Annotated in this window: 16 protein-coding genes; 4 read left to right on the top strand and 12 right to left on the bottom strand. The window is 65.4% G+C overall.

The features are described 5' to 3' along the window. Positions 1–15 precede the first annotated feature (15 nt). Both deoC and LB552_RS21630 read right to left on the bottom strand, forming a co-directional pair. Positions 16–1,062, bottom strand: coding sequence for a deoxyribose-phosphate aldolase (deoC, locus tag LB552_RS21635; protein WP_224610114.1), 1,047 nt, complete (start codon positions 1,060–1,062; stop codon positions 16–18). Between the two features lie 437 nt (positions 1,063–1,499). Continuing rightward, complete coding sequence (locus tag LB552_RS21630) at positions 1,500–2,327, bottom strand: ferredoxin--NADP reductase (RefSeq protein WP_224610112.1); 828 nt, start codon at positions 2,325–2,327, stop codon at positions 1,500–1,502. Positions 2,328–2,548: 221 nt separating this feature from the next. On the opposite strand from LB552_RS21630, the gene LB552_RS21625 reads away from it, so the two are divergent. Both LB552_RS21625 and LB552_RS21620 read left to right on the top strand, forming a co-directional pair. Further along, a complete protein-coding gene (locus LB552_RS21625) occupies positions 2,549–4,621 on the top strand; it encodes a hydantoinase/oxoprolinase family protein (RefSeq protein ID WP_224610110.1) in 2,073 nt (690 codons plus the stop codon). A gap of 1 nt (position 4,622) precedes the next feature. Beyond that, positions 4,623–6,311 (top strand): hydantoinase B/oxoprolinase family protein, encoded by a 1,689-nt coding sequence (locus LB552_RS21620; RefSeq protein WP_224531664.1) that lies wholly within the window; start codon positions 4,623–4,625, stop codon positions 6,309–6,311. Between the two features lie 243 nt (positions 6,312–6,554). Here LB552_RS21620 and LB552_RS21615 read toward each other — a convergent pair whose 3' ends face one another. Genes LB552_RS21615 through LB552_RS21590 form a run of 6 tightly spaced genes read right to left on the bottom strand, consistent with a single transcriptional unit; the run spans position 6,555 to position 13,679 of the window. Beyond that, positions 6,555–7,016, bottom strand: coding sequence for a MarR family winged helix-turn-helix transcriptional regulator (locus tag LB552_RS21615; protein ID WP_224610222.1), 462 nt, complete (start codon positions 7,014–7,016; stop codon positions 6,555–6,557). Beyond that, on the bottom strand, positions 7,013–7,597 hold the full coding sequence (locus LB552_RS21610; protein WP_224545264.1) for an amino acid synthesis family protein: 585 nt from the start codon (positions 7,595–7,597) through the stop codon (positions 7,013–7,015). Before LB552_RS21610 ends, LB552_RS21615 begins: the two co-directional genes overlap by 4 nt. Then, positions 7,590–8,474, bottom strand: coding sequence for a UPF0280 family protein (locus LB552_RS21605; RefSeq protein WP_224610108.1), 885 nt, complete (start codon positions 8,472–8,474; stop codon positions 7,590–7,592). Before LB552_RS21605 ends, LB552_RS21610 begins: the two co-directional genes overlap by 8 nt. Next, positions 8,474–10,015: a 6-hydroxynicotinate reductase gene (locus LB552_RS21600; protein ID WP_224610106.1), complete on the bottom strand. Its 1,542-nt coding sequence runs from the start codon at positions 10,013–10,015 to the stop codon at positions 8,474–8,476. Before LB552_RS21600 ends, LB552_RS21605 begins: the two co-directional genes overlap by 1 nt. Next, the gene (locus LB552_RS21595; protein ID WP_411966398.1) at positions 10,012–12,789 is read right to left on the bottom strand and encodes a molybdopterin-dependent oxidoreductase; all 2,778 of its coding nucleotides are present in this window, start codon (positions 12,787–12,789) and stop codon (positions 10,012–10,014) included. Before LB552_RS21595 ends, LB552_RS21600 begins: the two co-directional genes overlap by 4 nt. 32 nt (positions 12,790–12,821) lie before the next feature. Next, positions 12,822–13,679: an FAD binding domain-containing protein gene (locus LB552_RS21590; RefSeq protein ID WP_224610104.1), complete on the bottom strand. Its 858-nt coding sequence runs from the start codon at positions 13,677–13,679 to the stop codon at positions 12,822–12,824. 301 nt (positions 13,680–13,980) lie between these two features. On the opposite strand from LB552_RS21590, the gene pncA reads away from it, so the two are divergent. Next, positions 13,981–14,595: a bifunctional nicotinamidase/pyrazinamidase gene (gene pncA, locus LB552_RS21585; RefSeq protein WP_224531653.1), complete on the top strand. Its 615-nt coding sequence runs from the start codon at positions 13,981–13,983 to the stop codon at positions 14,593–14,595. A gap of 289 nt (positions 14,596–14,884) precedes the next feature. After that, the gene (locus LB552_RS21580) at positions 14,885–16,267 is read left to right on the top strand and encodes a sodium:proton antiporter (RefSeq protein ID WP_224610102.1); all 1,383 of its coding nucleotides are present in this window, start codon (positions 14,885–14,887) and stop codon (positions 16,265–16,267) included. 120 nt (positions 16,268–16,387) lie between these two features. Here the strand turns inward: LB552_RS21580 and LB552_RS21575 are convergent, their stop codons facing one another. The 4 genes from LB552_RS21575 to LB552_RS21560 are packed head-to-tail and all read right to left on the bottom strand — an operon-like array spanning position 16,388 to position 19,674. Next, complete coding sequence (locus tag LB552_RS21575) at positions 16,388–17,116, bottom strand: ABC transporter ATP-binding protein (RefSeq protein WP_224610100.1); 729 nt, start codon at positions 17,114–17,116, stop codon at positions 16,388–16,390. Beyond that, positions 17,109–17,837, bottom strand: coding sequence for an ABC transporter ATP-binding protein (locus tag LB552_RS21570; RefSeq protein WP_224610098.1), 729 nt, complete (start codon positions 17,835–17,837; stop codon positions 17,109–17,111). Before LB552_RS21570 ends, LB552_RS21575 begins: the two co-directional genes overlap by 8 nt. Continuing rightward, positions 17,834–18,796, bottom strand: a complete 963-nt coding sequence (locus tag LB552_RS21565; protein WP_224610096.1) for a branched-chain amino acid ABC transporter permease — start codon at positions 18,794–18,796, stop codon at positions 17,834–17,836. Before LB552_RS21565 ends, LB552_RS21570 begins: the two co-directional genes overlap by 4 nt. Next, positions 18,793–19,674 (bottom strand): branched-chain amino acid ABC transporter permease, encoded by an 882-nt coding sequence (locus LB552_RS21560; protein WP_224610093.1) that lies wholly within the window; start codon positions 19,672–19,674, stop codon positions 18,793–18,795. Before LB552_RS21560 ends, LB552_RS21565 begins: the two co-directional genes overlap by 4 nt. Between the last annotated feature and the right edge of the window lie 165 nt (positions 19,675–19,839).

The following is a 19,839-nucleotide window of genomic DNA, read 5'->3' as shown; positions in this document are numbered from 1 at the left end:
GGGCGCACTCGTAGCCTACGCCATCGCGTGGCGGTGATTGGCCGAATAGTGGCCGGTCAAATGATGCTCGAGCTGGCGCTCGACGTCGGTGAGCAGGCTGGAGGCGCCGAAGCGGAACAGGTCCGGCTCGAGCCAGGGACGGCCGAGCTCCTCCTTCATCAGCACCAGCCAGTCGAGCGAGACTTTTGCCGTCGAAATGCCGCCGGCCGGCTTGAAGCCGATGAGATAGCCGGTCTCCTCGAAATAGGCGCGGATGGCGCGCACCATGGCAAGGCCGACGGGAAGCGTGGCGTTGACGCTTTCCTTGCCGGTCGAGGTTTTTATGAAATCGGCGCCCGCCATCATCGCAACCATCGAGGCGAGCATGACGTTGCGCAGCGTGGCGAGGTCGCCGGTGCCGAGGATAACCTTGAGATGCGTATCGCCGCAGGCGGCGCGCATGGCGACGATCTCGTTGAACAGTTCACGCCACTTGGCGCCGTAGACCAGGCCGCGCGGAATGACGACGTCGATCTCGTCGGCGCCGTCCTTCACCGAAGCCTCGATCTCCTGCAGGCGCGTGGAGAGCGGCGCAAGGCCGTGCGGGAAAGCAGTCGAGACGGCGGCCACATGGATGCCGGTGCCGCGCACGGCGTCGACCGCGGTGGCGACGAAGGGATGGTAGACGCAGACCGCCGCCGGACGGATCGCCTCGCCCGATATGCCGAGGCCCTCGACGATATCGCGGCGCAGCGGGTTGATCGCCTTGGCGCAAAGCCGGCGCACGCGCTCGTCGGTATCGTTGGAGTTCAGCGTGGTGAGATCCATGCAGGCGATGGCGCGCAAGAGCCAGGCGGCCTGGTTGTCGGCCTTGATCGAGCGCCGCTTGGTGAGCGTCGCGACCCGACGCTCCAACGCCGAGCGGTTGACGCTGCGCACCGATTCCAGAAAACCGAGATCGAGCTTCATGCCGGGATTGCGGGCAATGCCGTGGTCCAGCGATAGCGGCGTGTTGGCGGCGGCGCGCGCCGGCAGCGGCATCACCTTGGGCGCGCCTGCGCCGGCCTCGCGGATCGTGCTCATCTCCTGCCCTTTCACTCAGCGCCTTTGCGCTTTTATGCCTTCGTGGGTGTCATTGGGTGCACGAACGAAGATAGCCCGTGAAACGATGCTTCACGAGTCTTTCAAACGGTCATAGCGCAAAAAGCCCGCTCAGGCAGCAGATTTTTGACCGTATGGTCAAAACATCATGCTTGGTAGGCGCTCCATGCGTTGGAGAATGGCCGAAATGCCCATCCCTTCGTCATACTCGGGCTTGACCCGAGTATCCATGCCGTGACCTCTGCCACAGAGTGCAACGGTGCAGAATTCCGTAACCGCCGCAACGTCTTAGCGTAACTGCATGGATTCTAGGGTCTGCGCGCGTCGCTCCGCTCCTTGCTCCGCCCTAGAATGACGAAGCGCGAATGCCGTCGCTAATCTCAGACGCTTCCAACAGAGCAGGCGGACCGCGATATGTCTCAGCCGACGAAGGCGCGCTCGACGACGAAGCTGGCCGGATGGCTCAAGGAACCTTCCTGGAAGCCGAGGCTTTCGGCGAGTTCCTTGACGTCCTTCAGCATATGCATCGAGCCGCAGATCATGATGCGGTCGGTCTCTGGGTTGAGCTTATCGATGCCGAGATCGGAATAGAACTTGCCCGAGCCGATCAGCGCGGTGATGCGGCCCATGCGCGCCGACTCTTCGCGCGTCGTCGAATTGTAGAGCGTGACGCGGCCGCCGGTCAGCTCGCCGATCAGCGGATCGCTTTCGAGCGCCGCCACCAGTTCCTGGCCATAGGTGAGCTCGGCATTGTCGCGGCAGGTGTGGGTGAGGATGACCTCGTCGAACTTCTCGTAGGTATCGGGGTCTCGCAGCAGGCTGGCGAAGGGCGCGATGCCGGTGCCGGTCGAGATCATGATCACGCGCTTGGCGGGCGTCAGCGCGTCGAGCACCAGTGTGCCGGTCGACTTCTGGCGCATGATGACGGTGTCGCCGACCTCGATCTTCTGCAGCTCGGAGGTCAGCGGACCGTCCGGGACCTTGATCGAGAAGAATTCGAGCTCGTCGTCCCAGGCGGGGCTCGCGACCGAATAGGCGCGGAAGATCGGCTTCTCGGCATTGGGCAGGCCGATCATGACGAACTCGCCGGAGCGGAAGCGCAGCGACTGCGGCCGGGTGATGCGGAAGGAGAACAACCGGTCGGTATAATGCTTCACCGACACCACGGTCTCGACATAGACATTGGCCGGGATCGGGAACTGCAGCGGCTTTGCGCCGGCGACGTTCAACGCGGATGTCGTGTTCATTCCAACCCAACTTTCCGGCCCAGACGGAACCTTCTGGCGCCAAACCTTCTCGTGCGCGCCCGAACGGTCAGGTTCCGGCGTGCTCCCTGCACACTGTCAAGCGGTAAGCTCTTGTGTCCGGAATTTATTAGTATACAAATGATCTCCAGGTCAAGATGGCGGCGTAAAACGCCTTTCCAAACCGAGGCATATCCGTAGTCCTGGCATTTCGGGTTTCGGCAATGAATGAGAAATTTTCGGCGTCGGTGGGAAACGTCGTGGCTGGCATCGATGTCGGCGGAACCTTCACCGATCTGCTTTTGATCGACGGCAAGGCGGGCGGCAAGGTCCATATCGCAAAGACACCGACCACGGTGGAAAACCAGGCCTTCGGCGTCGTCGCGGCACTTGGCGCCACCGGTTTTCCGATCGACGGCATCGACCTCATCGTGCATGGCACGACGACTACGACCAACGCCGTGCTGGAACGTCGCCTGGCGCGGACCGGCATGATCACCACCCGAGGCTTTCGCGACGTGATCGAGCTTGGGCGCCGCACAAGGCCGCAGGCCTATGGGATGACGGGCACTTTTGTCCCCGTCATTCCCCGCGACCTTCGGCTGGAAGTGTCGGAGCGGGTCGAGGCGTCGGGCGCCGTGCGCATTCAACTCGACGAAGCCGAGATGCGCGATGCGGCGAAGGCGCTGCTCGACGCCGGCTGCGAGTCGCTGGTCATCCATTTCCTGCACTCCTACGCCAATCCGTCGCATGAGCGGCGCGCGGCAGAGATCGCGGCGGAGCTCTGGCCGAACAGCCACATCACCACCGGCCATGCGCTGCTTTCGGAAGCGCGCGAGTTCGAGCGCGGCGTCACCGCGGCGGTCAACGCCTCGGTGCAGCCGATCCTGGAGCGCTATGTCGAGCGGCTGCGCAAGGAGCTGGCGGCAAAGGGCTACGCCCGCGACTTCCTGATCATGAACGGCAATGGCGGCATGATCTCGGCCCGCTTCGTCACGCAGGAATCGGCCAAGACCGTGATGTCCGGCCCGGCGTCGGGCGTGATCGCCGCCGCCTATACGGGAAAGCGCGCCGGCTTCGGCAATCTCGTCACCTACGACATGGGCGGCACCTCGACCGACGTGGCGCTGATCCGCAACGCCGAACCCGCCGTCTCCAACGAGATCGAGATCGAATATGCGATGCCGATCCATGTGCCGATGGTGGCGGTGCACACGGTGGGCGCCGGCGGCGGCTCGATCGCGCGCGTCGATGCGGCCGGGCTGATCCAGATCGGCCCGGAAAGCGCGGGCGCCAACCCAGGCCCGATCTGCTACGGGCGCGGCGGCATCGAGCCGACCATCACCGACGCCAATCTGGTGCTCGGCCGCCTGGCGCCGAAGAAATTGCTCGCCGTCGACAATCCCGTTACCGTCGAGCGTGTCACCGATATTTTCGAGGACAAGATCGGCAAGCACACAGGCCTCTCCGGCGTCGAAGCGGCGGGTGCCGTCTTGAGGCTCGGCAACATGAAAATGGCGGGCGCCATCCGCATGGTGTCGGTCTCGCGCGGCCACGATCCGCGCGATTTCGCGCTGTTCGCCTTCGGCGGCGCCGGGCCGCTGCACGCGACGGCACTCGCCCGCGAGCTTGGCCTGCCGAGAGTGCTCGTGCCGGCGCGCCCGGGCATCACCAATGCGCTCGGCTGCGTTGTGGCCGATCTGCGGCACGACTTCGTCAACACAATCAACCAGCCGGTCGGCGGCCTCGACGAAACCGCGCTTCGCGAGGTGTTGGAACGGCACCGTAACGAAGGCGAGGCGCTGATCGCCAAGGAAGCGGTGAAGCCCGACGCGATCCGCGTGACGCATTCGGCCGACATGCAGTTCGTCGGTCAGACGCACATTATCAACGTGCCGCTGCCCTCCTTGTCGGTTTCACGAGAAACACTGCAGCTTCTGTTCGAAAAAGCCTATTTCGCGCGCTTCAAGGTCGAGTTGCCGGAGATCCGCGCCAACCTCGTCAACCTCAACACATCGGTTACCGGCGTGCGGCCGCAGATCGACCTGTCGCGGCTGATCGACCCCGCAGGACGTGCCGCCACGCTCGAGGAGGCGCGGCGCGAAATCCGGCCGGTCTGGTATCACGGGACCTGGCACGACACCCCGGTCTATGACCGCGAAAAACTGCCGCTCGATACAACAATTGTCGGGCCGGCGATCCTCGAGCAGATGGATGCCACGACTGTGCTCGAACCCGGCGACCGGGCGCGCTCGGATGCGGACGGCAACATCATCATCGACATCGGCGAGGGCTAAGATGGCAAAGCTCGACACGATCACGCTTTCGGTGCTGCAGGCCGCGCTGCAGCAGGTCTGCGACGAGATGGACCTGACCTTCTCGCGTGCGGCCTTCTCGCCGGTCATCGCGGAAGCCAATGACCGTTCGGACGGCATCTATTCGGCCGTCGACGGCTCGCTGATCGCGCAGGGCAGCCAGGGCCTGCCGGTCTTCGTCGGCGTCATGCAATACTCGACCAAGACCGTCATCGAGATGATCGCCGACGGACGATGCCTGCCGCCGGAGCCCGGCGACATCTACATCGTCAACGATCCCTATCTCGGCGGCACGCATCTGATGGATGTGCGCTTCGTCATGCCGGTCTATCGCGGCGGCAAGATCTTCTGCTGGCTATCCAACACCGGCCACTGGCCGGATATTGGCGGTTCGGTGCCGGGCGGTTTTTCCGCCTCGGCCACGGCGGTCGAACAGGAGGGCTTGCGTCTTCCACCGGTGAAGCTGTTCAAGAAGGGCGCGCTCGATCCGGAGATCTACGCCATCATCTGTTCCAACATCCGGGTCGCAGATCAGCGCATCGGCGACATCCGGGCGCAGGCCGCCGCGCTGCTGATCGGCCAGGATAGGCTCAACGAAATCCTCGATCGATACGGTGACGAAACTGTCGTCGAGGCAATCGCGGAACTGCGCCGCCGGGCCGCCGAGCAGATGCGCGCCTCGATCGCCGTCATCCCGGACGGTGTCTACCGCTCGCAGGCTTTTGTCGATTCCGACGGGGTGGTGAACGAGCCGCTGACCATCAATCTCGCCGTCGAGAAGCAGGGCGACACGCTCACCTTCGACTTTGCCGGCTCATCGAAACCCTGCGCTGGGCCGATGAACAGCGTGCTGGCGACGACGCTGTCGTCGGTCTATCTGGCCATGCGGCATATTTTTCCAGAAGTGCCGATCAGCGCCGGCGCCTTCGAGCCGCTGAACGTCAAGCGGCCGGAAGGCACGTTCCTCGACGCCAAATATCCGCGCCCGGTCTCGGGCTGCGCGGCGGAGGTCTCGCAGCGCATCGCCGAAGCCGTATTCGCCGCGATGGTGCAGGCGCTGCCGGAAAAGGTGACGGCGGCGCCCGCCGGCTCCAGCGGCAATTTCGCGCTCGGCGGCAACGATCCGGCGCGCGGGCGCGACTATGTCATGTACCAGATCTCGGGAGGCGGTTATGGCGGCAATGCCGGCCATGACGGGTTGAGCAATGGCTGCTCGACGATCGGCATTTCGAAATCGCCCCCGGTCGAGATCATGGAGCAGGCCTTTCCGGTGCTCTACCGGCACTATGCGCTGCGCGAAGGCTCCGGCGGCGCGGGAAAACATCGCGGCGGCTTCGGGCTCGCCTATGAAGTCGAGCTATTGCGCGGCGAAGCGCGCGCATCATTCGTCATGGATCACGGCCGCTTCGGGCCGCAAGGCGCGCTCGGCGGCAGGGACGGCGCGCCGAACAGCGTCACCGTGTTCCGGGGCGGCGAAGCGCATGTGCCGCCGCATCTTTCCAAGGAACAGGACATCGCGCTCAAGGCCGGCGACCGCGTGCGTGTCGGCACGCCCGGCGGCGGCGGTTACGGCGATCCGCGCGAGCGCGACCCGAAGCAGGTCGCCGAGGATGTCAGGCTTGGCTATTATACGGCTGAGCAGGCCAGGGAGATGTTCGGGGTGGACGTGTAGGCGGACGGGCGTGGCCAATCGCCCGCGTCGAGTTCCCGCCAACCCCCCTCTGCCCTGCCGGGCATCTCCCCCGCAAGGGGGGAGATCAGCCGTCACCTTGGCTTTCGCCATCGCCAACGCTGCAGGACGAGCACCAGCGTCCGAACTGCTAATCTCCCCCCTTGCGGGGGAGATGGCCGGCAGGCCAGAGGGGGGTGCTGTCCCTCCAGCGTCTAACGGTGTCACCCTCTCGAAAGCAACCCTTCACGCCAGCTTCGCAAGCAGCCGCAGGAACGTCGCGGTTTCTTTGGCGGTCAGCGGCGCCAGCGTTTCCTCGGTGATGGTGCGTGCGAGCGGGATCAGCCGCTCGATCGCCTCACGGCCTTCCGGCGTCAGATTGACCAGCAACCGCCTTTTGTCGACCTCGTGCTTGGAAACCTCGACCAGGCCGCGCGCCTTCAGCCGGTCGATGACGCCCTTCACGGTTGCGGCGTCCATGGCGATCAGCGTTCCGAGCTGGTTCTGCGAGGTTTCGCCGATATCGTAAAGCTTGGCCAAAGCGGCGAATTGCGGCGGCGTCAGGTCGCCGATATGCGAGGCGAAGATCGAAACATGGCGCTGGTGCGCCTTGCGCAGGATGAAGCCGACCTGGTCCTGCAGGTGGTAGTTGTTCTCGTCTCCGTCTTCGGCTTCGACCAGCCGCAGCAGATTGTCCTCGGCGCTCATCTCAGGCCGTCCCATGCCTTGATGTCCTCGGCAGCCAGGCCGCCCATGCGGTTGTGGACACGCGGGCCGCAGGTCATGGCGAGGCAGAACAAGATCTCGTCCGGACGCGGGCCGTCGCTGATGCCGACCTCCATGGCGTCGAAATGGCTGCGCACATAGGCGGCGTTGATGTGGCCAAGCGGCACGTCGAGCCTTGACCCGAAGGCGCCGACCTTCTTGGCCGAGGGCACGATGGCCTTGGCGTCGCCGAGACGCTCGCGCATGGCATAGCCGCCAGGGACATGCCACAGCGCGCCGTGCTCCAGCTCCCCTGCCGTGCCGACGATGGCGCCCTTGCCGTAGCCGTCGATCTTTTTCACGTCGCCGCCGAGCGCCGCGATCAGCCTGTCCGAGAGCAGAAGCCCGAGCGGCTTCAGGTCCTCCATCGCGCCCTGCAAATCCTCGACATAGCGGCCGGCGAAGGGGTTCTTGACCACCGCGAGAGCGGCCGCGCGCAGGCGGGGTTCTTTCGCGACGGGGCCGCCGTCGTGAAAAATCTCCTCGGTCAGGACCGCGACCTTGCGGATCGGAAAGTCAGGCATGGGCAGTTTCCTTCGCTTTATGTTTATTGGGCGCAGCGAGCGTCACCGAGCCACTGATGCGGGCCTCGCCCGCCAGAAACAGCGCCGAGGCGGCGACCAGGCCGCGCCGGCGAAAATCTTCGGCGACGGCAAGGCCGTTGTCTAGCGCGCGCGCAATTTCGGCGGCGTCAAGCGGGCCGACGCTTTGCGTCACCAGCATCTCACCGAGATCGCTGTCTGGCGCCAGATCGCGCGCGGCGGCGCGTGCAATGGCGGGATGTCCGGGCAGATCGACGGCGTTGGCAATCAGCGTCGCCGCCGCATCGGCCTCGGCGCCCGTCGGCGCCAGCACCGTGACGGCATCGGCTATGCCCAATGAAAACGACCGCCCGCGCCAGCCGCTGGTGGCGACGCCGCGCACGCCGTCTTCACCGCGAATGGCGACGCGGTCGACCATGCCATTCCCGGTGCCGGCGATCGCCACTGTCATCGTCTGGCCGATGCCAAGATGGAGAGCGCAGTCGCCGCCATTGTTGACGTAAGCGCGATCGAGCCGACGGCCGGCGAGCATTGAGCTGAGAATTTCGTCGGCTACCGAACCGGCAACGGCGGCCATCGGCGTGATGAAGCATTCTGCCAACGGCATGACGGCAGCCTCCATGCGGCGCGCGGTCGGGCCTGCGAAGTCGCGCGGCGCCAGGAAGAAGGCCGGCAGGCGCAATTCGGGAAGCTCCTCGACCACCTCGATCAGGATCGTCTGAAAGCGTGCGACCGCCTGTTCGTAAGCGGCGCGGCATTCATCCGCTTCCCCAAAGGCCTCGACGATCAGATCGATCGGCCCATGGTTGAGATGGAGCCGCCTGCCGTCGGCAAGCCAATGCGCCTGCGGGCCGTTCATCAGCCGGCCCCGTTCGCCACGGCGCGGCGCAGTTGCGCCAACGGCGGCCAGGGGTTATCGGCCGGCGCGCCCGTGCCGCGGCGTGGGTTGAGATATTCGCCGCCCTTGGCGAGGATGTCCTCGATGCTGCGGATCTCGTTCTCATAGCCGCCGAGCCGGACATAGTCGTCGCGGCGCATGGTGAACTCGATCGGCGCCACCAGCGCCGGCGTCGGCACATAGCCGAAGGCGCCTTCCGGCACGCGGGTGACGTCGACCATCAGCGTGATGCCGCCGCCCGGCCAGACATAGACCGGCGCGCCCCCCACGGTCACATAGGTCTTCAACCCTTGCACCGAGCGGGTGAGGTTGACCGGGTTTTCGGTGACGCCGGCGCGCAGCGAGCCGCCGGCGCCGCCGATGAACAGAACCGTACACAAAGCCGGCTCGCAATTGTCCTCGATCAGGCCGACGGACTTTTGCAGCCGCTCGGGAAACGGCTTCTGGACCGGCTTCAGCTGGTCGTCCAGCTCGTAATAGGCGAACTGCTCGCCGGTGGTCGAGACCATCAGCAGCGACAGGCCGGGACGCGCGCCCTTCTTGGCGTTCCAGTCGCCGAGGATCGACAGCGGATCGGAAATCGTGGTGCCCCCCCAACCGAGGCCGGGCTCCGACACCTTGAAATAGCGGCCGGGGGTCGAACGGCGGCCGATGATCTTTATCCCGGTATCCTCCCAGCCCAGCACCTTGCCGGCCTGATGCTCGGAGACGACGCCGGTGATGTGGTCGTCGACCACCACCACCTCGTCAACGAGGCCGCGCCATTGCGTGGCAAACATGCCGATGGTCGCCGAGCCGCAGCCGACGCGCATGCGATGCTCGACCTTGCCGTCGATGACCGGCGCCTTGCCGGCTTCGACGATGACCGTCGCGCCGCCGTCAATGGTGAGCTCGACCGGTTTCCTGTTGCAGAGATTGAGCAGCGCGTCGCAGGTGGCGCGTCCCTCCGCTTTCGAGCCGCCGGTCAAATGATGGACGCCGCCGAGCGACAGCATCTGCGAGCCGTATTCACCCGTTGTGACATGGCCGATCGCCTCGCCTTGCGCGCGCACCGTCGCCGTCTCGTCGCCGATGTGGCGATCGGTGTCGATCTTCACCTTGACGCCGCAGTACGAAAAAATGCCTTCGGTGACGACGGTGACGAGATCGACGCCCTCGACTTCCTGGCTGACAATGAAGGGCGCCGGCTTATAGTCCGGATAGGTGGTGCCGGCGCCGATCGCGGTGACGAAGCGGCGTCCGGTGTTGACCAGCTCGCCGCGCCACTCCTCGCCCTCGGCAATGAACGGCACGACCGCGCCGCCGGCCTCGGCCGCGTGGTCGAGGATGGTCAGCGGATCCATGCGCACGATGCGGCCGCCGACATTGCCGTAGCGGTCGCAGGCGCCGGTGCGGCCGTCGGCGATGTAGCACATGACCGGGCAGGCATCGCAGCGGATCTTTTCCGCCACCTGCTTCTCGCCGGGATCGTGGGTTTCGAAACGTTCGGCAAGCTCGCTCATCGGCGCGCCTCCTTCTCGCGGATCGCCGCCAGGATGCGGCTCGGCGTCGCCGGCACCTTGGTGACCAGGACGCCTGTGGCATGGCGAATGGCATTGAGGATCGCCGGCGCGGTCGGGATCAGCACATGCTCGCCCAACCCCTTGGCGCCAAAGGGGCCTTCCGGATCCGGAACCTCGACCAATATATGTTCGATGGGCGGCACGTCGCCGATGGTCGGGATGAGGTAGTCGTGCAGGTTCTCGGTGCGGCCGGGGATATATTCCTCCATCAGCGCCATGCCGATGCCTTGCGCGATGCCGCCTTCGATCTGGCCTTCGACCAGGACCGGGTTGATCGCCTTGCCGACATCATGCGCTGCGGTGATCTTGATCAGCTTCACGGTGCCAAGCTTGAGATCGACCTCGAGCTCGGCGATCTGCGCGCCATAGCCGTAGACCGCGTAAGGCTTGCCCTGGCCCTTGGCGTCGAGCGGCAGCGTCGGCGGGTCGTAGGTTTCTTCCGCAACGAAAACGAAGCCGTCGGCATCGGCCTTCAGCGTCGCGAGATCGATGCGCCGCGCGGCATCGCCTTCGCGGATGGAGATGCTGGTGCCGTCGAGCGCGATCGTCGCTTGTTCCGAGACATTGGCAAAGCGCAGGATCTTCTCGCGCAGGGCGCGGCCTGCCTTTTCCGCCGCCTTGCCCGTTACAAAAGTCTGCCGCGAGGCGGATGTTTTGCCGGCATCGGGGGTGATGGCGGTGTCGGCGCTCTTCAGCTTGAAACTGGCCAGCGGCAGGCCGAGCGCGTCGGCGCATATCTGGCTGATGACGGTGTTGGAGCCCTGGCCGATGTCGACCGCGCCCTGGTGCAGGACGACGTCACCCGCGGCCGAGATGCCGACCTTGATGGTGGATGGATTGGGCAACGAAGTGTTGCCGCAGCCATACCAGCAGGAGGCGATACCGACGCCGCGCTTGCTCGCGGCATGGGTTGCGTTGAACGCCTCCGCATCCGCCAGCGCACGCGCCCAGTGCGGCTTGAGCTGTTCCAGGCATTCGCCGATACCGACACCGGATTCCAGGCGCTGACCGGTGACCGTTTCGTGTCCGTTACGAAGGCAGTTCTTCAGCCGAAAATCGAGACGATCCATGCAGAGCTTTGCGGCGAGCTCGTCATAGAGCGTTTCCTGCATGATGGTGGCTTGTGGCACACCGAAGCCGCGGAAGGCGCCGGCGATCGGACCATTGGTGTGGATGGCGTAGCCCGTCGCCCGGTAGTTCGGCGTGAGGTAAGGGCCGGAGGCATGCACCGGCACGCGATTGGCGACGGTCGGGCCCCAACTGGCATAGGCGCCGGTGTTGAAATCGCCCTCGAAGACCATGCCTGTGACACGGCCTTCGGCATCGGCGCCGATGGTCGCCTTCATCTCGGCCGGATGGCGCTTGGTGGTCGACATCATCGATTCATTACGGGTATAGGCAAGTGCGGCCGGCCGACCCGTTTTCATCGCCACAAGGCCGATGAGAGGCTGCAGCGAGACATCGAGCTTCGAGCCGAAGCCGCCGCCTGTCGCCGTCGGCACGATGCGCACCTTCTCCACAGGAAGGCCCAGCACTTTCGCCGTGTCGTCGCGGTCCATATAGGGCGCCTGGGTGCAGGCGACGACGACCAGCGTGTCTCCATCCATGTAAGCGTAGCCGGCTTCCGGCTCGATATAGGCGTGCTCGACAAAGGAGGTCTCGATGGCGCCGGAGACAGTGACCGCTGCGCCAGCGAGCGCGCCATCGGGATCGCCGCGCTCAACATAGCCGGAGGTGAGCAGGTTTGCCGGCCGGTGCGGATGGATCAGTGCCGCGCCGTCAGCTTTCGCATCGCGCGGCTGCAGCATATGCGGCAGCTCGGTCCAGGCGATCGGGAAATCCGTCAGGTCGAGATCGAGGATCGCTTCGCGCTCGCCGGCCACTAGGGCCACGGCCTCGCCGCGCAGGCGCGCAAAACCATCGGCCAGCGCCGGCTGGTCGGCGAAGGGGCCGATGACGCCGAAGCAATTCTTTCCCGGAATGTCGGCGGCGGTGAAGGCGCCGGTGAGGCCAGGATGCGCCTTGGTCCAAGCATCGATATCGCCGAAGCTGAAGCGGGCATGATAATGCGGCGAGCGCACCACCAGCACCGCCAGTGCGTCGGACGGGAAGGAATCGCCGCCGAATTTTTCGTCGCCGGTGACTTTCGGCACGCCGTCGAGCCGGATCGGCGAGGCACCGACGGCATGGCCGGCTTCCGGCAGGCGAAGATCCAGGCTGTTCATGTGCTGCGAGGCCTGCATCACCGCCGCGACGATTTTCCTGTAGCCGGTGCAGCGGCAAAGGACGCCGCCCAGCGCATCCTGCGTCTCGGCCTCACTCGGCCTGGGATTGCGGTCCAGCAGCGCGGTGGCCGCCACAAGCAGGCCGGGCGTGCAGATGCCGCATTGCGCTGCGCCATGTTCGAGGAAGGAGGCCTGCAAGGCGGACAGCCGGCCATCGGCGAGGCCCTCGACAGTGGTGACGGAGGCGCCGGCCACGGAGGCCACCGCCAACAGGCAGGCGCAGACCGGATTGCCGTCGACCAGCACCGTGCAGGCGCCGCAGTCGCCGGCATCGCAGCCGACCTTGGTGCCGGTCAGCCGCAACTCGTCGCGCAACACCTGCGACAGACGCCTGACCGGCGGCACCGACACGCTGACGGCAGCGCCGTTGACCTCGAAGGCGATCTCGGAGCGGTCCATACTGGACCGGGCCATGCCAGATTGAGCCATGCCGGATTTGGCAGCGCCGGACTGGGTCATGCTCATGCGGCCACCTTGCCTTCGCCATGACCGATCGCAGCGCGCACCGCGCGGGCTACGATCTCGCGCGCGGCTGCTTGTCGGTATTCCGCGCTGCCACGCACATCGGCGATCGGCGACAATTCGTCGATCGGCGCCGATAGCACCGCATCGGCAAGGACAGAAGTAACTGGCTGCCCGCGCAACGCCGCCTCGACACCGGCGAGACGGCGGGCGACTGCCGAGCAGGCGCCGACGGCGATCGCCGCATCCGCGACGACGCCATTCTCGACCACCAGCCGCGCCGCGGCCATGGCGATCGAGATGACGAGATAGCGCCGGGCGCCGAGCTTGACGAAGGCCGAGCTGCCGGCAGCGGAACGCTTCGGCACGCGGATGGCGGTGACCATCTCGCCCGGCCGAAGCGCCGTGCGGCGATTGCCGAGGATGAAGTCACCGAGGGCCAGATGGCGGACGGCTTTCGCCGAGCACAATTCGACATCGGCATCGAGGGCCAAAAGCGCCGGCACGCCATCCGCTGCCGGCGAGGCGTTGCAGAGATTGCCGGCGATTGATGCGACATTCTGGATCTGGACCGAGCCAACCTCGCGTGCGGCCGCCTTCAGTGCATCGAAGGCGGGCGGGAGCGGCTGGCGCACGATATCCGTCCAGGTTGTGCGGGCGCCGATCCGCCAATGCTCGCCGGTCTCGGCGATGCCGCGCAGTTCGGCGAGAGCGTTGATGTCGAGGACGTTGTCGCGGAACGGCTTCGCGCCCTGCGCCGGATAGAAATCCGTGCCGCCGGCGAGAATGCGCCAGCGGTCCTCGCCAAGCAGAGCGAGCGCCTCGTCGACCGTGGTGGGTTTCGCGTAACGGATCACGCTCTGCCTTCCAGACAATTGCGCCTTCCCAGACCTTAGGCCTTCGCCAGGCCTCCCGAAGTGCCGCATCAGGTCTTGTTGCCGGTCTCCGGACCGGTCAAATTCATTCGTATGCAAATGATATCAGGCCGGCCGGAATTGTCAAAGCCGGAGTTGGCGCCGCGAAGAGCTGAACGCGATTGTTATGGCGCCGGAGGTTGACGCCGCCGGCCATCTGGTCAAGGTTCCGTGTCCGGTCGCGTCAGCGGCTTTTGGACAGGTGCCCTAAGCCAGACGAGAGGGCCGAAACGAAAGGGACCGCATGGCCGAAGAAGCGCTCATCGTCATCGACCTGCAGAACGATTTTTGCCCCGGCGGCGCGCTGGCGGTTGCCGGCGGCGACGAGATCGTGCCTTTGGTCAACGACCTGATCCGGCGAACGGAGCACGTGATCCTGACCCAGGACTGGCACCCGGCCGGGCATTCGAGCTTTGCCTCCAGCCATCCGGGCAAGCAGCCTTTCGAGGGCATCGAGATGCCATATGGGCCGCAGACGCTGTGGCCTGATCACTGCATCCAGGGAAGCCTCGGCTCCGATTTCCATTCGGGACTGGCGTGGACCAAGGCGGAACTGGTGATCCGCAAGGGGTTCCGCACGGCGATCGATTCTTATTCCGCCTTCTTCGAGAATGACCATAAGACGCCGACCGGTCTCGGAGGCTATCTGAAGGAACGCGGCATCGACACGATCACCCTGGTCGGCCTCGCCACCGATTTCTGCGTCGCCTTCTCTGCGCTCGACGCGGTGAAGCAGGGTTTCAGGACGACCGTGCGGCTCGACGCCTGCCGCGGCATCGACCTCAACGGCTCGGTCGAGGCGATGCTGAAGCGGATGCGCGACGCCGGCGTGACGCTCGAAGACCATTCGGCGGATTGACCGGATCGTGGGGCAAGCGACGGTTCCTTTCGTATCTTCCTGGTGGGGAGAGGCCACCAGTTTGCGGAGCCAAGATGCGGGCTCCCCCTTCTCCCCTTGTGGGAGAAGGTGTCGCCGAAGGCGACGGATGAGGGGTGTTCCAGGGAACGCCAGCGCCTCACTCCGCTGGAACACCCCTCATCCGTCTCGGCGCTACGCGCCGATCCACCTTCTCCCACAAGGGGAGAAGGGGAGGGCGCGCCGCGGCCGAAGGAAGGAGCTTTTCGCATTCATCGCGCTCGCCATCGCGATGCTGCTTCCGGTCCAGGCTTTCGCCTCCGAAATTCACGGGCTGCCGGGCGCCGCGATGCCGCTGTGGTGGGGATTGCCTTTTGCCGGCCTGCTGTTGTCGATCGCGACCGGACCGCTGCTTTTCCCGCATGCGTGGGAGCATCATTACGGCAAGATCGCCGCTGCCTGGGCCATGCTGGCGGTGGTGCCGCTGACGATCGCCTTCGGCCTTCCATCGGCAGGCGAAGCGGTGCTGCACACGCTGCTTACCGAATATCTGTCCTTTATCATCCTCCTGTTCGCGCTCTACACCATCTCGGGCGGCATCCTGCTTGCCGGCAATATCCATGGCACGCCGCTCGTCAATGCCGGCCTGCTGCTCATCGGTGCGCTGCTTGCCTCGGTGATCGGCACCACCGGCGCCTCGATGATCCTGATCCGGCCGATGCTGCGCGCCAATGACAACCGGCCGTTCAACGCGCATGTGGTGATCTTCTTCATCTTCCTGGTCTCCAACATCGGCGGCTCGCTGACGCCGCTTGGCGATCCGCCTCTGTTCGTCGGCTTCCTGCGCGGCGTCGATTTCTTCTGGACGACCGCGAATCTGTGGCGCGAGACGCTGTTCAGCGGCGGGCTGGTGCTCACCGTCTTCCTGGCGCTCGACATCATGCTGCATCGCCGCGAAGGCGGCATGCCGAAGATCAAGGATCCGACGCCGGACACGAAGGTGCGGCTGCGCGGCCTGGCCAACCTGCCGCTGCTTGCCGGCGTGATCGGCGCGATCCTGCTTTCGGCGAGCTGGAAGCCGGGCATCAGCATCCCGATCCTCGGCGTCAGCCTCGAGCTGCAGAACCTGGTGCGCGACGCGATCATCCTGGCGCTTGCCCTGCTGTCCCTCAAGGTCTCGTACAAGAGCCACCGCGAGGCGAACGGCTTCACCTGGGAGCCGATCGCCGAGGTGGCGAAGCTCTTTGCCGGCATCTTTACCTGCATCGTGCCGGTGATCGCCATCCTGCGAGCCGGCCATGACGGCGCTCTGGCGCCGCTGGTGGCCCTGGTCACATCCGCCGACGGCCAGCCAAACAACCTCGCCTATTTCTGGCTGACCGGGGCGTTGTCGTCGTTCCTCGACAATGCGCCGACCTATCTGGTGTTCTTCGAGCTTGCCGGCGGCGAGGCGCACCACTTGATGACCGAGGCCGCCTCGACATTGGCCGCGATCTCGGCGGGCGCCGTGTTCATGGGCGCCAACACCTATATCGGCAATGCGCCGAACTTCATGGTCTTCGCCATCGCCCGGCATCGCGGCTTCAAGATGCCCGGCTTCTTCGGCTATATGGCGTGGTCGGGGCTGGTGCTGATCCCGACGTTCTTGGTTGCGGGGATTTTGTTTTTTAGTTGAGGCGGTGCAAAGCCTTACCTCCCCTTGTGGGGAGGTCGGACCGAAGGTCCGGGTGGGGGCGGCGCTGCCCCCTCCCCGCTGCTTTGCAGCGACCCTCCCCACAAATGGGGAGGGTAATCCTCAGCCAACGCCCACATACCTGCGCACCGCCGACGGATCGGCGCGCAGTGCCTCGACATCGACCGTCTCGCGATTGCGGCCGTTCTCGATGAATGAGACGCGGTCGGCGACCGACAGAACGGCGTCGACGCGCTGCTCGACCAGGATGGTCGAGACGCCAAGCTCGCGCAGCTTCGCCACCGTCTCGCGGATTTTGGCGATCATCGACGGCATCAGCCCTTCGGTCGGCTCGTCCAGCAGCAGTACTTGCGGCTCGAGGCAGAGCGCGCGGGCCATCGCCAGCATCTGCTGCTCGCCGCCCGAGAGCGTGCCGGAGCGCTGCCTCAGCCGCTCCCTGAGCAACGGGAAGAGATCGAGCACGCTCGCGCGGGTTTGCTTGCCCTTGCCGCGCGCCATCAGACCGATCTCGATGTTTTCCGCTACCGTCATCTCGGCGAACAATCGCCTGCCCTGCGGCACATAGGCGACGCCGGCCTTAGGCACGTCATGCGCGGCGAGCCCGGTCAGTTCCTTGCCGTCCAGCTTGATCGAGCCGGCAGCCGCCGGCACCAGACCCATGATCGCCTTCAGTGTCGTCGTCTTGCCGGCGCCATTGCGGCCGAACAGGCAAAGCACCTCGCCCTTGTTCAGCGTGAGGTCGAGGCCGTAGAGCACCTGCACCTCGCCGCAGAAGCAATCGAGGCCGGAAATGGTGAGCAATCCGCCATTGGCTCCAATGGAGTCAGCCATGGGTCGCCCCGAGATAGGCATCCTGAACTTGCGTGTTGGCGCGGATCTCACCCGGCGTTCCTTCGGCGAGGATCTTTCCCGAATTGAAGACGGTGATGCGGTCGGCAAGCTGCATGACCACCGGCATGTTGTGCTCGATCAAAAGCACCGTAGCGTCCCTGGCGATCTCGCGCACCAGTGTGATGAAATTGTCGATCTCGCTGTCGGCGAGACCCTGCGTCGGCTCGTCGAGGATCAGCAGGCGCGGCTTCAGCGCCAGGCCCATCGCGACTTCCAGCAGTCGCTGGTGGCCATAGGAAAGCTGCCCGGCAAGCGTGCCGGCGCGGTCGGCGAGACCGGTCCGTTCGAGTGCCGCCATCACGCCGCTTCTCACCTGGCCCTTCGTGCGGCCGTCGGTCAACGTGCGCTGCACCGGCAGCGCGACATTGTCGAAGGCGGTGAGATTGGCGAAGACGCTGGTGATCTGGAATGTATAGGCGACGCCGAGGCGAACCCTTTTGTAAGCCGGCATGGCGGTGATGTCGGCGCCGTCGAAGACGACCATGCCGGAGGACGGCCGGATGCGGCCTGAGAGCAGGCTGACGAAGGTGGTCTTGCCGGCGCCGTTGGGGCCGATGATGGCGCGGATCTCGCCCGGCATCAGCGCGAAGTCGACGCCGTCGACGGCGCGCAGACCGCCGAAATGGCGCGACAGGCCCTTGGTGGTGAGCAGCGGCGTCATGGCAACCACCCCAGCCAGCGCTCGCGGATGCTGCCCAGAATGCCTTTCGGGAAGAACAGCACCAACAGGATGAGCGCCACGCCGACGATCAGCAGATAGGCGGAGGTGAAGCCGCTGGTGATGTCGGTGACATAATACATGAACAGCGTGCCGATGAGCGGGCCGAGCGTGGTCGCGGCACCCCCGAGCAGCACCCAGAGCAGCGGCAGGATGGAATATTGCACGGAAGCGAAGCTCGAGCCGACATAGCCGAACAGCAGCGCATAGGCCGCGCCCGAGGCCGCGCAGATGGCGCCGGAGGCGACGACTGCGGCGAGCTTGTTGGCGACCGTGTCGTAGCCGAGCATCTTGGTGCGCTCCTCATTCTCGCGAATGGCGACCAGCACGCGGCCGAAGCGGGAGCGGACGACGGCTAAGGTGACGAGCAGAATGATCGAGAAAAGCGCCAGCGCGCTCATGTAGCGCACGGTCGGGTCGGTCAGGTCGAAGGATGCGCCGCCGATCGCGATCACCCGCGACGCCTGCTGGATGACCAAGCCCTGGTCGCCGCCTGTCCAGGCGGCGAAATAGAGGATGAGCAGATAGAAGACCTGAGCGAACATCATGGTGACGATCATGAAGGCGACGCCGGAGGTGCGCAGCGCCAGCAGGCCGATGACCAAGGCGAGCAGCGCGCCACAGGCGACGCCGGCGACAAAAGCTGCCGGCACGCCCCAGCCGAGGTGATAGACGGTCAAGCCGGCGCCGTAGAGGCCGGCCGAGAAGAACATGGCATGGCCGAGGCTGAGCAGGCCGACATAGCCGAAGAGCAGATTGTAGCCCATGGCGAAGACGGCGAGCGCCATGATGCGGGCGAACAGGCCCTGGTGGTAGTCCGGCAGGACGAAGTTCAGCGCGAAGAGAAGCGCGATGACGCCGATATGCAGGGCGTAGGTCTTTGCCGGTGAAGCATCCCTCATCGCGGCGTGGTCCCGAACAGGCCTTGCGGCCGGAACACCAGCACCATGGCGACGACCAGCGTGGCGATGATCTTGGCCAGCGTCGGCGAGAAGAACATCGAGATGATGCCGTCGGAAAGGCCGATCAGGACGGCGGCCACCACGGTGCCGCGGAGCGATCCCAGGCCGCCGATGATGACGACGATGAAGGAGAGCAGCAGCGGATCCTGCCCCATCAGATAATGCGCCTGGCTGATCGGCACGATCAGCACCGCGGCGATCGCCGCCAGCATGGCGCCGACGGCGAAGACGCCGGCATAGACGCACTCGACCGGGATGCCGAAGGCCTGCGCCGTCTCGCGGTCATATTGGGTGGCGCGCATGATCAGGCCGATCTTCGTTCGCGTCAGCACCAGCCAGGTGATCACCAGCAGAATGGCGGAGGCGGCGACCACCGAGAGCTTGTAGCCGGAATAGCCGAACCAAGGCAGGAGAATGCGGTAGCTGAAAGGCGGCTCGACCGGGCGCGCCTCGGGACCATAGAAGGTCAGCGCCAGCTGCTGGATGATGTAGAGCATGCCGATGGTGGCGACGATGGTGCCTTCGGGATTGTAGTGGAGGCGGCGCAGCACCAGGCGTTCGGCAATCAGCGCGACCAGCCCGACCAGCAAGGGCGCGATCACCAGCGCGGCGATGAAACCGATCGCGGGGTGGCCGGAAATCGCCGTCGAGACCGCCCAGGCGAGCACCGCGCCCAGCATGAAGAACTCGCCATGCGCGACATTGACGACGCGCATGACGCCGAACACCAGAGACAGGCCAAGCGCCGTCAGCGCCAGCACGGCGGAGGTGACGAGGCCTTCGAGGGCGGCGAGGAGGAGATGAGGTCCGAAGTGCATATGCTAAGCACCAACGGATGCGCGAGGCACCCCCCTTTGCCCTGCCGGGCATCTCCCCCGCAAGGGGGGAGATTGGCCTTCACCTAAGGCTTCGCCAATCTCCAAAGGAAGAAAATAGGCGCTGCCGCACGAACTGCTGATCTCCCCCCTTGCGGGGGAGATGGC

It is taken from the genome of Mesorhizobium sp. CA7 (assembly GCF_020165015.1).
In the GTDB taxonomy this organism is placed as follows: Bacteria; Pseudomonadota; Alphaproteobacteria; order Rhizobiales; family Rhizobiaceae; genus Mesorhizobium.
Note: the sequence above shows the minus strand (reverse complement) of the source record. Positions and strands in the feature narration are given on the sequence as shown.

What these genes read in the sequence shown, in the direction of transcription:
- deoC (WP_224610114.1), bottom strand. Translation starts at nt 1,062, where the DNA reads ATGAGCACGATCCGCGAGGCCGGCGCAGGCGCGCCCAAGGTGATGCCG.
- LB552_RS21630 (WP_224610112.1), bottom strand. Translation starts at nt 2,327, where the DNA reads ATGAACACGACATCCGCGTTGAACGTCGCCGGCGCAAAGCCGCTGCAG.
- LB552_RS21625 (WP_224610110.1), top strand. Translation starts at nt 2,549, where the DNA reads ATGAATGAGAAATTTTCGGCGTCGGTGGGAAACGTCGTGGCTGGCATC.
- LB552_RS21620 (WP_224531664.1), top strand. Translation starts at nt 4,623, where the DNA reads ATGGCAAAGCTCGACACGATCACGCTTTCGGTGCTGCAGGCCGCGCTG.
- LB552_RS21615 (WP_224610222.1), bottom strand. Translation starts at nt 7,016, where the DNA reads ATGAGCGCCGAGGACAATCTGCTGCGGCTGGTCGAAGCCGAAGACGGA.
- LB552_RS21610 (WP_224545264.1), bottom strand. Translation starts at nt 7,597, where the DNA reads ATGCCTGACTTTCCGATCCGCAAGGTCGCGGTCCTGACCGAGGAGATT.
- LB552_RS21605 (WP_224610108.1), bottom strand. Translation starts at nt 8,474, where the DNA reads ATGAACGGCCCGCAGGCGCATTGGCTTGCCGACGGCAGGCGGCTCCAT.
- LB552_RS21600 (WP_224610106.1), bottom strand. Translation starts at nt 10,015, where the DNA reads ATGAGCGAGCTTGCCGAACGTTTCGAAACCCACGATCCCGGCGAGAAG.
- LB552_RS21595 (WP_411966398.1), bottom strand. Translation starts at nt 12,789, where the DNA reads ATGGCTCAATCTGGCATGGCCCGGTCCAGTATGGACCGCTCCGAGATC.
- pncA (WP_224531653.1), top strand. Translation starts at nt 13,981, where the DNA reads ATGGCCGAAGAAGCGCTCATCGTCATCGACCTGCAGAACGATTTTTGC.
- LB552_RS21580 (WP_224610102.1), top strand. Translation starts at nt 14,885, where the DNA reads ATGCTGCTTCCGGTCCAGGCTTTCGCCTCCGAAATTCACGGGCTGCCG.
- LB552_RS21575 (WP_224610100.1), bottom strand. Translation starts at nt 17,116, where the DNA reads ATGGCTGACTCCATTGGAGCCAATGGCGGATTGCTCACCATTTCCGGC.
- LB552_RS21570 (WP_224610098.1), bottom strand. Translation starts at nt 17,837, where the DNA reads ATGACGCCGCTGCTCACCACCAAGGGCCTGTCGCGCCATTTCGGCGGT.
- LB552_RS21565 (WP_224610096.1), bottom strand. Translation starts at nt 18,796, where the DNA reads ATGAGGGATGCTTCACCGGCAAAGACCTACGCCCTGCATATCGGCGTC.
- LB552_RS21560 (WP_224610093.1), bottom strand. Translation starts at nt 19,674, where the DNA reads ATGCACTTCGGACCTCATCTCCTCCTCGCCGCCCTCGAAGGCCTCGTC.